Origin of the sequence: Micromonospora coxensis (genome assembly GCF_900090295.1) — a bacterium.
GTDB lineage: Bacteria > Actinomycetota > Actinomycetes > Mycobacteriales > Micromonosporaceae > Micromonospora > Micromonospora coxensis.
Window position 1 is genome coordinate 3,191,885 of record NZ_LT607753.1, and the last position, 15,333, is coordinate 3,207,217.

A 15,333-nucleotide genomic window follows, 5' to 3' on the forward strand; every position below is an offset into this window, starting at 1 on the left:
CCGGTCACGCGGGTCGAGGGGCCGGACGCGGAGTTGACTCCACGCCACCGACACCTACCGTAGTCGGATTCGCTGAGAGCCCGCTGAACGTCCGCTCGATGGACACCGATACGAACGGTCGCCGGGCCGGCGGACACCGGCCCGGCGGAGGGCTCAGGCCCGGGCGTAGACCTCGGGCTTGAGCACGCCGACGTACGGCAGCTCGCGGTACCGCTCACCGAAGTCGAGGCCGTAGCCGACGACGAACTCGGTCGGGATGTCGAAGCCGACGTACTTCACCGGGACGGGGACCTTCACCGCGTCCGGCTTGCGGAACAGGGCGACCACCTCGACGCTGGCCGCCGAGCGGGACTCCAGGTAGCGCAGCAGCCAGGAGAGGGTCAGGCCGGAGTCGACGATGTCCTCCACCACGACCACGTGCCGGCCGGCGATGTCCCGGTCCAGGTCCTTGAGGATGCGGACCACGCCGGAGGAGGTGGTGCCCTGGCCGTACGAGGAGACGGCCATGAACTCCAGTTCGGCCGGCGGGCCGTGTCGGCCGAGCGCCCGGGCGAAGTCGGCCATGAACATGACCGCGCCCTTGAGCACGCAGACGAGCAGGAGTCCGTCCTCGACGCCGGCGTAGTCCGCCGAGACCTGCTTGGCCAGCTCCGCGGTCTTCTCGCGGATCTGCGCCTCGGAGATGATCACGTGATCGATGTCGGCGTCGTACCAGGAGCCGTCAGCCATGACTCCTAGCCTGCCGTACGCCGGTCGACCTCCGTCGGCGGGGCCGCCCCTTTTGGAGCGGTCCCGACGCGGATTTTCCCGGCAAACCCGACGAAGTACCTCAGTAGGCACGGGAGTGCCAGCGACGACCGTCGTCGGTGGGCTTCCAGTCGGCCGAGTCGCGGCTGTCGGAGGTGAGGCCGGCCGCCGAGGCGACGGCCAGGACGACGAGGAACAGAAGCAGCAGCAGAAACTCCATGGCGGCGCTCGCTTTCGCGGTGGTATGAGTGGTTTTCGCCGCCGGTGCGCACCGGACTGGAACCAGTCTCCGCCCGTCGCCCGGGCCCGGACAGTGGCAGGAATGCCATCCCTCCTCGATTTCCTGCCACCGCTGCGGTTACCCTCGTCACATGCTGCACACCGTCGCCGTCGTCGCCCTGGACGGGGTCGCCACCTTCGAACTCGGCGTGCTCGCCGAGGTCTTCGGCACCGACCGCACGGCCGACGGGTTCCCCGCCTACCGCTTCCGGGTGTGCGGCCCCGACGGCGCGCCGGTGCGCACCTCCTCCGGCTTCCAGCTGACCCCGCACACCGACCTCTCCGCCGTCGAGGACGCCGACCTGGTCGCCGTCCCCGCCCACCAGCACGGCACCACCGCCCCCGCGTGCGTGCTCGACGCGCTGCGCCGGGCCGCCGAGCGGGGGGCGTACCTGTTCAGCGTCTGCTCGGGCGCCTTCCTGCTCGGCGAGGCCGGGCTGCTCGACGGCCGGGAGTGCACCACCCACTGGCGGTACGTCGACGAGTTGCAACGCCGGCACCCGACCGCGCGGGTGAAGTGCGACTCGCTCTACGTCCAGGACGGCAAGCTGCTCACCAGCGCCGGCACGGCGGCCGGCATCGACGCCTGCCTGCACCTGATCCGCCAGGAGCACGGCTCGGCCACGGCCACCCGGCTCGCCCGCCGGATGGTGGTCCCGCCGCACCGCGACGGCGGGCAGTCCCAGTACGTCGAGGCCCCCATCCCGAAGGCCCCCGAGGCGCCCACCCTGGAGCCGGTGCTGGAGTGGCTGATGGGACACCTGGACCGGCCCACCACCGTGGAGGAGCTGGCCGGCCGGGCCGGCATGTCACCGCGCACCTTCGCCCGACGGTTCCGGGCCGAGACCGGCACCACCCCGCACGACTGGCTCACCAACCAGCGGGTGCTGCTGGCGCGGCGGCTGCTGGAGGACACCGCGCTGACCGTGGAGGCGGTCGCCGACCGGGCCGGCTTCGGCGACGCCGCCGCCCTGCGCCACCACTTCAGCCGCCGGATCGGCACCACCCCGCACGCGTACCGCACCACGTTCCGGGACCGCGTCGCCGCCCACTGACCACCGGCCGCCCCGGGCGTCAGTAGCCGACGGCGGCGCCGTCGACCCGGGACTCCGTGCCCGCCACGTACCCGCCGGACGGCGACCGGAAGACCGCCTGCCCGTACCCGAAGGCGGCCCGCTCGGCGGTGACGGTGACCTCGTGCCCCCGGGCGCGCAGCCGGTCGACCAGGCCGGGCTCGGCCGCCAGTTCCGGCTCGACGAGCAGGGTCCGGCCGGTGTGCCAGTACCAGCGCGGGGCGTCCAGCGCGGCCTGCGGGTCTGCACCGGCGTCGAGGGCGGCGGAGACGAACTGCACGTGCCCCTGCGGCTGCATGTGCCCGCCCATCACCCCGAACGGCCCGACCGGCGCGCCGTCGCGGGTCAGGAAACCCGGGATGATCGTGTGGAACGGCCGCTTCGCCGGGCCGACCACGTTCGGGTGGTCGGGGTCGAGCCGGAAACCCAGGCCCCGGTTCTGCAACGCGAAGCCGTACCCGGGCAGCACCACGTGCGAGCCGAACGCCAGGTAGGTGGACTGGATGAGGCTGACCATCATCCCGCCCGCGTCGGCGGCGCAGAGGTGGACCGTGCCGCCGCGTTCCGGCTCCCCGGCCACCGGGTCGCCGGCGGAGTCGGTGACCAGCCGCCGCCGGGCGGCCACGTACCCCGGGTCGAGCAGGGCGGCGGTCGGGGACGGCGCGCGTTCCGGGTCGGCCACGTGGGCGTGGGCGTCGGCGAAGCCCAGCTTCACCGCCTCGACCTGCCGGTGCACCCGCTCCTCGACGGTGCGCCCGGCCAGGTCCGTGCCGTCGAGGATGCCCAACGCGAGCAGCGCGGCGAGGCCCTGGCCGGGCGGCGGCAGCTCCCAGACCTCGTGGCCCCGGTAGGACACGGCGACCGGGTCGACCCAGGTCGAGGCGTGCCGGGCCAGGTCGTCGCCGGTGAGCAGGCCGCCGGTGCGCGCGGCGTGCGCGTCGAGCGCCGCCGCGATCTCGCCGGTGTAGAAGTCCGCCGCACCGGTCTCCGCGATCCGGCGCAGGGTCCGGGCGGCGTCGGGGTTGCGCCACCGCTCGCCGGGGCGGGGCGCCCGCCCGTCGAGGGTGAACACCCGGTCGAACTCGGCGTACTCCTCGCCGTGCAGACCTTCGTGCCCGGCCATGGCGCGGGCCCAGGTCGCGGCGGTGCCGGCGGAGACCGGGTGGCCGTGCTCGGCGTACCCGACCGCGTCGGCGAAGAGGTCGGCGAAGGGCAGCGAGCCGAACCGGTCGTGCAGGTCCCGCCAGCCGGCCGGCGCGCCGGGCACGGTGACCGGCAGCCAGCCCCGGGCCGGCATCGCCGGGCCGTACGCCTGCGCGCCACCGAGCGCCTCGGGCGGCGTCGCCGGCTGCCGCCCGGTCGCGGCGAGCACCACCTCACGGGTCAGCCCGGCCGGGGACCGGCCGGCGGCGTTCAGGCCGTGCAGCCGCTCGCCGTCCCAGACGATGGCGAAAAGGTCACCGCCGATGTCGTTCGACGGCGGCTGGACCACGGTCAGGGTGATCGCGGTGGCCAGCGCCGCGTCGACGGCGTTGCCGCCGCGCCGCAGCACGGCCAGGCCCGCGGCCGCCGCGAGCGGCTGGCTGGTCGCGACGGCGCCGTGAGGGGCCAGCAGCGGCAGTCGGGGGTACGCCATCCGCCATGTCTACCGCCTGCGGCGGCTCCCGGCGAGCGGTACGGGTGCGTCAGTGGACGCGCCGCAGCGTGCCGTCGCGGCGGATCACCCGCACTCCCCCGGGCAGGGCGGTGGCACCCTGCCCGCGCCAGTCGGTGACCAGCGCGTCGAGCGCGGCGACGTGCCGGTGCGACAGCGCGGCGGGCAGCGCGCCCAGCTCCCGCGCCCAGGCGTGCAGCACCCGGGTGCGGACCGCCTCGGGCAGGTCGGCCAGGGCCGCCACCAGGAGCCCGTCCGCCCCGGCCCGTGCCCCCGCCAGCGCGGCGCCGGCCAGGTCGTCCAGGGCGGCCGTGTCGGCGGCGACCAGTCGGGCGGTGCGGGCCAGGTTGTCCAGCACCCCCGCGCCGAGCGCCTCGACCAGCACCGGCAGCACGTCGGCCCGGACCCGGGCCCGGGCGTACGACGGGTCGGTGTTGTGCGGGTCCTCCCACGCGGTGAGCCCGAGCGCGGCGCACGCCGTACGGGTCTGCTCCCGGGTGACGTCGAGCAGCGGGCGCAGCAGCGGCACCCCGGCCAGCTCCCGGCGTCGCGGCATCCCGGCCAACCCACGCGGCCCCGCGCCCCGGGCCAGCGCGAGCAGCACCGTCTCGGCCTGGTCGTCACGGGTGTGCCCGAGCAGCAGCGCGGCGGCCCGGTGCCGGTGGGCGGCGTCCACCAGCGCCTGGTAGCGGGCGTCGCGGGCGGCGGCCTCGGGGCCACCGGGCCGTCCGGCCACGGTCACCGGGACCGCCTCCACCGGGTCGAGCCCGGCCTCGACGCCCCACCGGGCCACGTCGGCGGCGCGCCCGGCGGAACCCGCCTGCAACCCGTGGTCGACGGTGACCAGGCCGGCACGGCGACCCAGCCGGGGCGCGACGAAGGCGGTGGCGGCGGCGAGGGCCAGCGAGTCGGCCCCGCCCGAGCAGGCCACCAGGACCGGCCCGTCGCCGGGCAACCCGGTCAGCGCCCGGCGGACCGCGATCCGGATGGCGGCGACCGGCGGGGCGAGGGCGGCCACGGCCGTCCGCTCAGCCGGCGGTGGGGGTGGCGCCGGCCGGCCCGTGCACCCGGGCCACCCAGGCGTCCGGGTCGCCCAGCTCGTCCAGCCGGGGCAGGGTCAGCGGGGAGCCGAAGATCTTGTTGAAGCCGTCCATGCCGACCCGGTCGACGACGCCGTGCACGAACTTGCGGCCCTCGGCGTACTGGCGCATCTTGACGTCCACGCCGAGCAGGCGGCGGATCGCCTTCTCCAGCGGGTTGCCGGCCTCGCGACGCCGGTTGAACGCCGCCCGGATCCGCTCCACGCTCGGGATGACCTGCGGGCCGACACCGTCCATCACGAACTCGGCGTGCCCCTCCAGCAGCGTCATCAGGGCGGTGAGCCGGTCCAGCACGGCCCGCTGGGCGGGGGTCTGCACGATGTCGAGGACGCTGGTCCGGCTCTCCGGGTCCTTCACCGCGTCGGAGAGCGTGGAGACGCCCCGGCGCAGCCGCTCCAGCAGGTGCTCGCTGCCCTGCGAGGCGTCCACGAACGCCTGCACCTCGCCGAGGAAGTACGCCCGCATCCACGGCACCGCGGTGAACTGGGTGCGGTGGGTGACCTCGTGCAGGCAGACCCAGAGCCGGAAGTCGCGCGGGTCGGCCTCCAGCTTCCGCTCCACCTCGACGATGTTCGGCGCGACCAGCAGCAGTTGGCCGGGATCGGCGGAGAAGACCTCGTACTGGCCGAGGACCCGGCCGGAGAGGTACGCCAGCACGGTGCCGGCCTGCACGCCGGTCACCCGCGAACCGACCGCCTCGGTGAGCGGGCCGGGACGCTTGTCGCCGGAGAGCCGGCTGACCAGCGGGGTGATCACCTCACGCAGGCCGGCGATGTTGGTGGCGGCCCAGTCCCGCCGGTCGACCACCCGCACCGGCGGGTGCGACACCTGCGAGCGCAGCCCGGTGTAGTCGGCGACGTGCCCGGCCGCCTCGTCGGTGAGCCGCCGCAGCTCGCCGACCGCCTCGGCGGCCTCCGCGTACGACACACGCGGGCCCGACTTGCCCAGCGCCCCCGCGGTCGCGGCGGCCAGATCCCAGTCCACGAACTGCGCCATGCACCCACCGTACCCGCGCCGGAACACCCCGGCCGGGCGCGCGACGGCAGGGCCGGATCAGCGGCAGCCGCAGGCGGCCAGCGCGCCGGTGATCCGGTCGAGGGCCTGCCGGGTGACGTCCGGGTCGCCGGCCGGGGCCCGGTCGGTGAGCACGGCGAAGGTGAGCAGCCGACCCTCGGCGGTGGTGACCAGCCCGGCGATGGCGTGCACCCCGGTCAGCGTGCCGGTCTTGGCCCGCACCGCCCCGGCGCCGGCCTTCGTGGCGGCGGCCCGGTACCGGTCGCCGAGGGTGCCGGACCAGGCGCCGACGGGCAGGCCACCGAAGATGCCGGCCAGCTCGGGGTGGTCGCCCTTGCCGGCGAGCGCGATCAGGTCGGTCAGCAGGGACGGGCTGATCCGGTTCTTCCGGGACAGCCCGCTGGCGTCGGAGAGGGTGATCTCGTCGGCGGGCAGCCCCAGTTCGGCGAGGACCGCGTCCATCGCCGCCGCCCCGCCGCTGAACGAGGCGGGCTGGTTGCGGGCCAGCGCCACCTGGCGGGCCAGCGCCTCGGCGACCACGTTGTCGGAGTCGCTGATCATGATGTCGACCAGCCGGATCATCGGCAGCGACTCGACCTTGCCCAGCTCGGCGCCGGGTGCCGGGGCGGCGCCGGTCGAGGCGCCCGCGTCGGCCGGGGCTCTGCCCTTCGTCACCGGGGCGTCACCCAGCCCGAGCAGGCGGGCGAAGGCACGGCCGGCGGCCAGGTCGGGCTGCGGGTCGCGCTGCGCCGCGCCGTGGGTGTCGTCGAAGGTCCGCCGGGCGGTCTCCGGGTCGGTCCGCGCGCCGTCGGTCATCAGCGCGGTGATCGCCGCGCCGTACCCGCCGGTGGGGATGTCGGGGTCCCAGCCGGGGGCGTGCACCGGGCCGGGGAAGAGGGTGGAGTCGACGATCACCCTGGTCGGGGCGGTGCCGCCGAGCGCCTGTTTCACCTGCGCGGCGAGGGTGTCGAGCCGGGCCGCACCGGGATAGAAGCCCTTGCCGTCGACCGCCAGCGTCGGGTCGCCACCGCCGACCAGGACCACCTCGCCGGGGTTGGCGCCGGCCACCGCGCGGGTGGGGATCCGGTGGCCGGGGCCACGGGCCTCCAGCACGGTCACCCCGGTGGCCAGCTTGGTCACCGAGGCGGGCACGGTGCCGTCGTCGCCGCCCCGGGTGAAGAGCGACTGTCCCGTCGTCACGTCCGCCACCGACACGTTGACCCGGCTGCCGAGCGCCGGCTGGCCGAGCAGCGGGTCGAGCGCGGCGCGCACCCCGTCGGGGGTGGGCTGCGGCGCGCCCGCGTCGGGGCCGGCGAGCACCGGCGCCGGGTCGGGCTCGGGCGCGCGGGCGGTGGCCGGCGGGTCGGCCTCGTCGCCCAGCCAGCCGGCGACCGGGCCGGGTCGGACCAGCACGGCGAACCCGGCCAGCGCGAGCAGCAGCACGGCGACGAACGCGGCGACCGGCAGCAGCCGGCGTCGGCGGCGCGGCGCGGGGGCGGGTGGGGACGGCGGGTTGGCCCCGGCCGGCGGCGGGGAGACCGGCACGGCGCCCACGGCCGGCGAGACCGGCACCGGACCGGACGCCGGGGACACCGGCGTCGAGCCGTACACCTGGGAGCCGGCGGGCCGGGCGGAGCCGGCGGCCGGCGGCGGGCCGGACGGGACACGGGCCGATCCGGCGGCGGGCCGGTCCGGGCCCTGCGGAGGCCGGTCGGAGCCGGGGCCGGACGGGCCCGCGGACCGGTCGGACGGGTGGACACCGGGCACCCGGACCCGGCCACTGGCGGCCCCGGAACCGGATCCGCCGGATCCGCGTCCGTCAACCCCGTCCGGGCGGTAGTGTGAATCTTCCCTCCCCACGACCCCCTCCTTCCGCGTGCGGAACCAGCCTGGGCGACACTACTTCGGTCCGAAGACTATGCGGCGTCCGGAGCCGGCGGGTGGCCATTCACCCGTACCGGGGGCGTCAGTGGTTCCGTTCAGCCAGCGTGGGCAGACGAGGGAGCGTGGAAGATGGATTTCGACGTCACGGTTGAGATCCCGAAGGGTCACCGCAACAAGTACGAGGTGGACCACGTGACCGGCCGGATCCGGCTGGACCGCACCCTGTTCACGTCGACCCAGTACCCGGCCGACTACGGCTTCATCGAGGGCACCCTGGGCGAGGACGGCGACCCGCTGGACGCCCTGGTGCTCGTCCCCGAGCCGACCTTCCCGGGCTGTCTGATCCGCTGCCGCACGATCGGCATGTTCCGGATGACCGACGAGAAGGGCGGGGACGACAAGGTCCTCTGCGTGCCCTACGAGGACCCGCGCCAGGAGCACCTGCGCGACATCCACCACCTGGGCGAGTTCGACCGGCTGGAGATCCAGCACTTCTTCGAGGTCTACAAGGACCTGGAGCCGGGCAAGTCGGTCGAGGGCGCGACCTGGGTCGGCCGGGTCGAGGCCGAGGCCGAGATCGCCGCGTCGTACCGGCGGGCCAAGGAGGCCGAGGAGCGCGGCGAGTCCACGCACTGACGACCAGCACGTCGCGAAGGCCCGGGCATCCGCCCGGGCCTTCGTCGTCGGGGTCAACCGAGCAGGCCGCGCGCGGCGTCGTAGAGGTCCAGCACCGCGCAGGCCACCGGCACCACCGCCACCACCAGCGCGGTGTCGGTCAGGTCGGCCACCCGACCGAGGTACGGCGAGACCGGCCGCCGCGCGTACGTCGTGCCCGCCGCCACGGCGGTGAGCGCAACCAGCAGCCCGCCCACCGCGAGCGCGAGCAGGCCGGCGGCACCGGCGCCGGTGGCCAGCAGCACGCCCAGCACCCCGAACCCGGCCAGCCCGGCCAGCACCGGCGGCACCCGGTGGCGCACCGCCACGAAGAGCCGGGTACGCAGCAGCAGCACCGCGGCGCTGACCGCCACCAGCAGCCGCCCGGCCACACCCCCGGTCACCCCGAGCACGTACGCGGCGACGACCGCCAGCACGGCGTGCCCGATGAGCATCCCGGTCAGCATCTCCTCGGTCCGGGCCACCGCCGCGTGCACCCGGGCCCGGTCCGGCAGGTCCCGCACGCCGTCGGGGCCACCGGCCGGCCCGCTCGGCAGGGTGATCGGCGGCAGCGGCATCTTGCCCAGCCGGATGGCCAGCAGCGGCAGCGCGCCGACGGCGAAGACCAGCACGCAGGCCAGCACCGCGGCGGTGCCGGCCGGGTCGAGCAGCAGCCCACCCAGGGCGGCCGGGGCGCCGACCACGCCGACGGTCGCGCCGGCCACGAAGATCCGCAGCCGGGTGGCGACACCGAGCAGACCGAGCACCGCGACCAGCAGCAGCGCCACCGAGCCGGCCAGCAGCTCCGGAGCGCCCAGCCAGGGCAGCGGGCCGAACACCCCGACCGGGTCGCCGGAGGCGACCGCGAGGGCGCCGGCGGCGAAGGCGTACGGCAGCGCGTACCCGGCGAGGGTGGCGCCGGTCGCGCCGTCGCCGTACGCCCGGGAGGCGACCGCGCCGGCGACGCAGAGCAGCAGCGCCACGGCGACCGCGACCGGCCAGCCGGCGCGGTGCTGCGGCCCGCCGGCCAGGAGGGCGACCAGCCCGACGGCGAGCGGCACGCCCGCCCCGGCGAGCGTGGCGGCCCGGGTGGCGGCCGGCGACCAGGCGCTGCCCCGGCGGCGGGCGCCGTCGGCGATCGCCTCGACCACGTCGTCGTACTCCAGTTCCGGCCACTGGTCGTGGGCCGGCACGAGGTGCAGGACCTCGCCGTCGCGCACCCCCTGGGGCAGCAGCGCCTGCGCGGTGGCCAGCACCGCGCCGTCGGTACGCCGCAGCACCCAGCCGCCGTGCCGCTCGCCGTCGTCGGCCAGCCCTTCGCCCGCGTGCCGCAGCACCTCGGGCAGCAGCTCGGCAAGCGGAACCTGCTCCGGCAGGGCCACGTCGACGCGCCGCCCGGGGGCGCTGATGGTGACCCTGGCCAGCCCGGTGGTCATCGACTGGTCTCCATATCGATCGGGAGCGGTGGCTGACGGACGACAGGACTTTACCTACCATGAGCCAGGCTCGGGTTACCGAGCGCCACAGGGAGGCCTCGTGTCCACTGTCGTCATCAAGCGGCCACCGCGCCGTCCGGCCCCGGAGATCCCGGTCGGTGAGCTGCCCGTCGAGGCGCCTCCGGAGATCCCGGCGGTGACCGGCGGCCGGTGGCAGCAGGCGTTGATGGTGCTGCCGATGCTGGGCGGCACGGTGGCGATGGCGATGATGTTCGGCCGGGGCGGCGGCGCCTACTCGTACGTGGTGGGCGGGCTGTTCGGGCTCTCCAGCCTGGCGATGCTGGTGACCTCCTGGGGCAGCGCCTCGGGCACCCCGAAGAAGTCCGAGATGATGGCGGCCCGCCGCGAGTACCTGCGGCACCTCACCGCGCTGCGCCGCCGGGTCCGGCAGACCGCCCGGCAGCAGCGGGCCGGCCTCTACTACCGCCATCCCGACCCGGGCCGGCTCTGGTCGACGGTGGACAGCCACCGGGTGTGGGAGCGCCGGCCCGGCGATCCGGACTTCGCCGTGGTCCGGGTCGCCGTCGGGCCGCAGACCCTGGCCACCCCCCTGGTCCCCCCGGTCACCCGGCCGCTGGAGGAGCTGGAGCCGATGACCGCCGGGTCGCTGCGGCGCTTCCTCGACGCGTACTCGGTGGTGCCGGACCTGCCGGTGGCGCTCTCCCTGCGCGGCTTCGCCCGGGTCCACGTCAAGGGCGAGCCGGGCGTCGGCTCGCCACCCACCGGCTCCCCCGCCGCCCAGGCGCTGGCCCGGGCGGTGCTCACCCAGCTCGCCGTCTTCCACGCCCCGGACGAGCTGCTCATCGCCGTCTGCGCCGGGCCGGAACGGCGCGCGCTGTGGGAGTGGGTGAAGTGGCTGCCGCACGCGCACCACCCCGTCCACACCGACGCGCTCGGCCCGGTGCGGCTGGTCACCAGCTCCGCCGCCGAGCTGGAAAGGCTCCTCGACGACGTGCTGGGCAGCCGGTCCCGGTTCAGCCCGGCCGGCCCGGCCACCGACGGCCCGCACGTGGTGGTGCTCCTCGACGGCGGCGACCTGACCGGGGCCACCGACCTGACCGGCGACGGCGGCATCGACGCGGTCACCGTGATCGACCTGGACACCCCGCCGCCCCGCCTGCTCGACCGGTACGCCCTCCTGCTGGAGCTGCGCGGCCACCGGCTGCACTCCTGGTCCGTCGAGGGGCACGCGGAGGTGGGCACCGCCGACCGGCTGGAGCCGGCCGACGCCGAGGCGGTGGCCCGCCGGCTCGCCCCGCTGCGGCTCGCCACCGCCGTACGGGGTGGGGAGGCCGCGCCCGGGGCCGAACCGGGCCTGCCCGAACTGCTCGGCATCGGTGACCCGGAGGGCTTCACCGCCGAGCAGGGCTGGGCGCCCCGCTCGCCCCGGGAACGGCTCCGGGTGCCGATCGGGGTGGGCGCCGACGGCGGCGCGATCGACCTGGACCTCAAGGAGTCGGCGCAGGACGGGATGGGCCCGCACGGGCTGCTGATCGGCGCGACCGGCTCCGGCAAGTCGGAGCTGCTGCGCACCCTGGTGCTGGGCCTGGCCGCCACGCACAGCTCGGAGCAGCTCAACTTCGTGCTGGTGGACTTCAAGGGCGGCGCCACCTTCGCCTCCTTCGACCGGCTGCCGCACACCGCCGCCGTGATCACCAACCTGGCCGACGCGCTGCCGCTGGTCGACCGGATGGTGGACGCCATCAACGGCGAGCTGATGCGCCGGCAGGAGCTGCTGCGCCGGGCCGGCAACTTCGCCAGCCTGCGCGACTACGAGCGGGCCCGGGCCGCCGGCACCCCGCTCGCCCCGCTGCCGTCGCTGCTGCTGATCTGCGACGAGTTCTCCGAGCTGCTGTCGGCCAAGCCCGACTTCATCGACCTGTTCGTCCAGATCGGACGGCTGGGCCGGTCCCTCGGCGTGCACCTGCTGCTGGCCAGCCAGCGTCTCGAGGAGGGGCGGCTGCGCGGGCTGGACACCCACCTGTCGTACCGGATCGGGTTGCGGACCTTCTCGGCGCTGGAGTCCCGGACGGTGCTCGGCGTGCCCGACGCGCACGAGCTGCCCCGCTCCCCCGGCCACGGCTACCTGCGCGCCGGCACCGACCCGCTGGTCCGGTTCCGGGCCGCGTACGTCTCCGGGCCGGTCCGCCGCCGTGGCGGCGCGGGCGGTGGCGGGGCCGGCGGCACGCCCCGGCTGCTGACCTTCTCCACCCACCTGGTGCCGGTGCCCGAGCCGGCCGCCCCGGCGGCGCTGACCGCCGTCGAGGAGGAGGCCGAGAGCCTGCTCGACGTGCTGGTCGGCCGGCTCGCCGGGCAGGGCCCACCGGCCCACCAGGTGTGGCTGCCGCCGCTGGACCGGGCCCCCACCCTCGACGAGCTGCTCGGCCCGGCGGGCGCCGACCCGCAGCGCGGCCTCACCGTCGCCAACCCGGAGCTGCACGGCGCGCTCCAGGTGCCGGTGGCGCTGGTGGACAAGCCCTTCGAGCAGCGCCGCGACCTGCTCTGGCTGGCGCTGGACGGCGCCGCCGGGCACGTCGCCGTGGTCGGCGCGCCGCAGAGCGGCAAGTCGCACGCGCTGCGCACCCTGGTCTGCGCGCTGGCGCTGACCCACACCCCGGCCGAGGCGCAGGTCTACTGCCTGGACTTCGGCGGTGGCGGGCTGGCCGCGCTGCGCGACCTGCCGCACGTCGGCGGGGTGGCCGGTCGCGCCGACCCCACGGTGGTCCGCCGGACGATCGGCGAGATCGCCACCCTGCTCGCCGAGCGGGAACGCCGCTTCGCCGAGCTGGGGGTGGAGTCCATGGCGGCCTGGCGGCAGCGGCGGTCCGCGCTGGCCGCGGCCGGCCAGCCCACCGTCGACCCGTACGGCGACGTGTTCCTCGTCGTGGACGGTTGGGCCACCCTGCGGGGCGAGTACGACGACCTCGAACCCCTGATCACCGACCTGGCCACCCGGGGCCTGTCGTACGGGGTGCACGTGGTGGCGAGCGCGGTGCGCTGGATGGACTTCCGGCCGGCGATCCGGGACCTGTTCGGCTCCCGGTTGGAGCTGCGCCTCGGCGATCCGTCCGACTCGGTGGTGAAGCGGGTCGCGGCGGCGAGCGTGCCGGAGAAGAGCCCCGGCCGGGGCATCACCGCCCAGGGCCTGCACTTCCTCACGGCGCTGCCGCAGCTCGCCGGGGCGGAGACGGCCGAACTGGTGAAGGCGGTCGCCGGCGCCTGGTCCGGCCCGCCCGCCCCCCGGGTGCGCCTGCTCCCGCCGGTGCTGCCCTACGCCGAGCTGGACGTCGGCGCGGCCACCGGCCTGGCCTTCCCCATCGGGGTGGCCGAGGCGGACCTGCGTCCGGTGGCGCTGGACTTCGCCACCGAGCCGCACTTCGTGGTCTTCGGCGACGCCGAGTGCGGCAAGTCGTCGTTCCTGCGCGCGCTGGCCACCTCGATCGTGCACCGGTTCGCCCCGGAGCAGGCCCGGATCATCGTGGTCGACTACCGGCGCAGCCTGCTCGGCCTCAAGGAGCTGCCGCACGTGATCGGGTACGGCAGCGCGGCGCCGTACACCGGCGAGCTGATCGAGTCGGTGGCCGGCTACATGCAGGCCCGGATACCGGGGCCGGAGGTGACCCCGGCCCAGTTGCGGGAGCGGTCCTGGTGGTCCGGGCCGGAGTTGTTCGTGCTCGTCGACGACTACGACCTGGTGGCGAACGGCCCGGCGAACCCGCTGCGGGGGCTGGAGGAGTACCTGCCGCAGGCCCGCGACATCGGGCTGCACCTGGTGTTGGCCCGCCGGTCCGGCGGCGCGGCCCGGGCCCAGTACGAGCCGGTCGTGCAGCGGCTGCGGGAGCTGTCCACCGCCGGGCTGGTGATGAGCGGCAGCCCGGACGAGGGGCAACTGGTGGGCCCGGTGCGGCCGGGTCCGCTGCCCCCGGGACGCGGCCGGCTGGTGACCCGGCGGGAGGGGGTGCGGCTGGTCCAGCTGGCCCACCTGCCGCCGGTGTGAGTGGCCCGGCGCGGAACGTGCCGTGGCACGGGGGAAAACCGGTAATCTCCCACCAGCATGTCTCCGTCGTGATGAATGGTTGAGGATGTGACCAGGGTTCGGCACGGCTCCCCGAGCACGCTCCACCGGTTCGCCGGCCGCGCGCTGCTCGGTGCGGCGGCGACCGCGGCGACGGTCGTCGGCGTGCTCCCGCCCGCGGCGGCGGCCGCCGCGCCCGCGCCGGTCACCGCCGCCGCGCCGCTGGCCGAGCCGGACTTCGTCCCGGTGGAGACCACGACCCGGGCCGACCGGATCCGCGACGAGCAGTGGCAGCTCGACGAGCTGCGGGCCGCCACCGCGTGGCAGACCTCCACCGGTCGGGGCGTCACCGTCGCCGTGATCGACTCCGGGGTGGACCCGTCCCACCCGGATCTGGCCGGCCAGGTGCTGCCCGGCCTCGACCTGGTCTCCCCCGCCGGTGCGGCCGAGCCGGACCCGGTGGGGCACGGCACCACGGTGGCCAGCCTGATCGCCGGGCGCAACGACGACCGGAAGGGCGTCGTCGGGCTCGCCCCGGACGCGCGCATCCTGCCGGTGCGGGTGCTCGACGACGAGAACCGCTACGACGACGCGATGATCGTCGCCAAGGGGGTGCGCTGGGCCGTCGACCACGGCGCCCGGGTGATCAACCTGTCCCTCGGCGGCAGCGGGGACAGCCCGGCGCTGGCCGCCGCCCTGGACTACGCCTTCGCCCGGGACGTGGTGGTGGTCGCCTGCACCGGCAACGTCGCCACCTCGACCAGCCCCAAGGTCTGGTACCCGGCCCGCGAGCCCGGGGTGATCGCGGTGGCCGGCCTGGAGGGCTCCAGCGAGAACCTCTGGTCCGGCTCGATCACCGGGCACGCCACCACGCTCACCGCGCCGGCCACCCGGCTCGTCGGCGCCCGGCCCCCGAACAGCTACTGGGGGGTCCAGGGCACCAGCTTCGCCGCCCCGCTGGTCGCGGCCACCGCCGCGCTGGTGCGCGCCCGGTACCCGGAGATGTCCGCCGGGGACGTGGTGAACCGGTTGCTGGCCACCGCCAAGGACATCGGCCCGGTCGGCCGCGACGACCGCTTCGGGCACGGCCTGGTCGACCCGGTCGCGGCGCTGACCGTGGACGTGCCGCTGGTGCACCGCAACCCGCTCGACGACAACGACTCCCCCGGCGTGGTCGGCTTCGGCCCGGCGCCCGGCTCGGCGGAGGACGCCCGGGCCGGCGGCACCGGCAGCGACCCGCTCGGCTTCACCGCGCCCCGGCAGCAGACCCGCTGGGAGGCCCAGCCCGCCGGCACCACGGACGACACCGCGCCGCGCCGGCTCTGGACCGGGGTGGCCATCCTGGTCGCCCTGGTCACCGGGGCCGCGCTGACCGTCCGCCGGTTCCGGCAGTACGGCCGCTGACCCGGCCTGAACC

Annotated in this window: 11 protein-coding genes; 4 read left to right on the plus strand and 7 right to left on the minus strand. The window is 76.1% G+C overall.

The window, feature by feature from the left end; translation table 11 throughout:
• Nucleotides 1-153: 153 nt before the first annotated feature.
• Nucleotides 154-729 carry a hypoxanthine phosphoribosyltransferase gene (gene hpt / locus GA0070614_RS14475; protein WP_088976453.1) on the minus strand — a complete coding sequence of 192 codons (576 nt, stop codon included), beginning with the start codon at nucleotides 727-729 and terminating at the stop codon, nucleotides 154-156.
• A 100-nt stretch (nucleotides 730-829) separates the two neighbouring features.
• Nucleotides 830-967: a hypothetical protein gene (locus GA0070614_RS30585; RefSeq protein ID WP_172892437.1), complete on the minus strand. Its 138-nt coding sequence runs from the start codon at nucleotides 965-967 to the stop codon at nucleotides 830-832.
• Between the two features lie 151 nt (nucleotides 968-1,118).
• On the opposite strand from GA0070614_RS30585, the gene GA0070614_RS14480 reads away from it, so the two are divergent.
• Complete coding sequence (locus GA0070614_RS14480) at nucleotides 1,119-2,081, plus strand: GlxA family transcriptional regulator (protein WP_088976454.1); 963 nt, start codon at nucleotides 1,119-1,121, stop codon at nucleotides 2,079-2,081.
• A gap of 19 nt (nucleotides 2,082-2,100) precedes the next feature.
• Here the strand turns inward: GA0070614_RS14480 and GA0070614_RS14485 are convergent, their stop codons facing one another.
• The 4 genes from GA0070614_RS14485 to dacB are packed head-to-tail and all read right to left on the minus strand — an operon-like array spanning nucleotide 2,101 to nucleotide 7,727.
• A complete protein-coding gene (locus GA0070614_RS14485; RefSeq protein ID WP_088976455.1) occupies nucleotides 2,101-3,735 on the minus strand; it encodes a gamma-glutamyltransferase family protein in 1,635 nt (544 codons plus the stop codon).
• Nucleotides 3,736-3,784: 49 nt separating this feature from the next.
• Complete coding sequence (gene tilS / locus GA0070614_RS14490) at nucleotides 3,785-4,771, minus strand: tRNA lysidine(34) synthetase TilS (protein WP_088976456.1); 987 nt, start codon at nucleotides 4,769-4,771, stop codon at nucleotides 3,785-3,787.
• Nucleotides 4,772-4,781: 10 nt separating this feature from the next.
• Nucleotides 4,782-5,849 carry a zinc-dependent metalloprotease gene (locus GA0070614_RS14495; protein WP_088976457.1) on the minus strand — a complete coding sequence of 356 codons (1,068 nt, stop codon included), beginning with the start codon at nucleotides 5,847-5,849 and terminating at the stop codon, nucleotides 4,782-4,784.
• Nucleotides 5,850-5,906: 57 nt separating this feature from the next.
• A complete protein-coding gene (gene dacB, locus GA0070614_RS14500) occupies nucleotides 5,907-7,727 on the minus strand; it encodes a D-alanyl-D-alanine carboxypeptidase/D-alanyl-D-alanine endopeptidase (protein WP_088976458.1) in 1,821 nt (606 codons plus the stop codon).
• A 153-nt stretch (nucleotides 7,728-7,880) separates the two neighbouring features.
• Between dacB and GA0070614_RS14505 the strand changes: the two genes are divergently transcribed.
• On the plus strand, nucleotides 7,881-8,387 hold the full coding sequence (locus GA0070614_RS14505) for an inorganic diphosphatase (RefSeq protein WP_088976459.1): 507 nt from the start codon (nucleotides 7,881-7,883) through the stop codon (nucleotides 8,385-8,387).
• Between the two features lie 53 nt (nucleotides 8,388-8,440).
• On the opposite strand, the gene eccD is transcribed toward GA0070614_RS14505, so the two are convergent.
• A complete protein-coding gene (eccD, locus tag GA0070614_RS14510; protein ID WP_088976460.1) occupies nucleotides 8,441-9,841 on the minus strand; it encodes a type VII secretion integral membrane protein EccD in 1,401 nt (466 codons plus the stop codon).
• A 100-nt stretch (nucleotides 9,842-9,941) separates the two neighbouring features.
• On the opposite strand from eccD, the gene eccCa reads away from it, so the two are divergent.
• Together eccCa and mycP are read left to right on the plus strand one after the other, a co-directional pair.
• Complete coding sequence (eccCa, locus tag GA0070614_RS14515) at nucleotides 9,942-13,898, plus strand: type VII secretion protein EccCa (protein ID WP_088976461.1); 3,957 nt, start codon at nucleotides 9,942-9,944, stop codon at nucleotides 13,896-13,898.
• A gap of 75 nt (nucleotides 13,899-13,973) precedes the next feature.
• Nucleotides 13,974-15,320: a type VII secretion-associated serine protease mycosin gene (gene mycP, locus GA0070614_RS14520; protein ID WP_088976462.1), complete on the plus strand. Its 1,347-nt coding sequence runs from the start codon at nucleotides 13,974-13,976 to the stop codon at nucleotides 15,318-15,320.
• The last annotated feature ends 13 nt before the right edge of the window (nucleotides 15,321-15,333 follow it).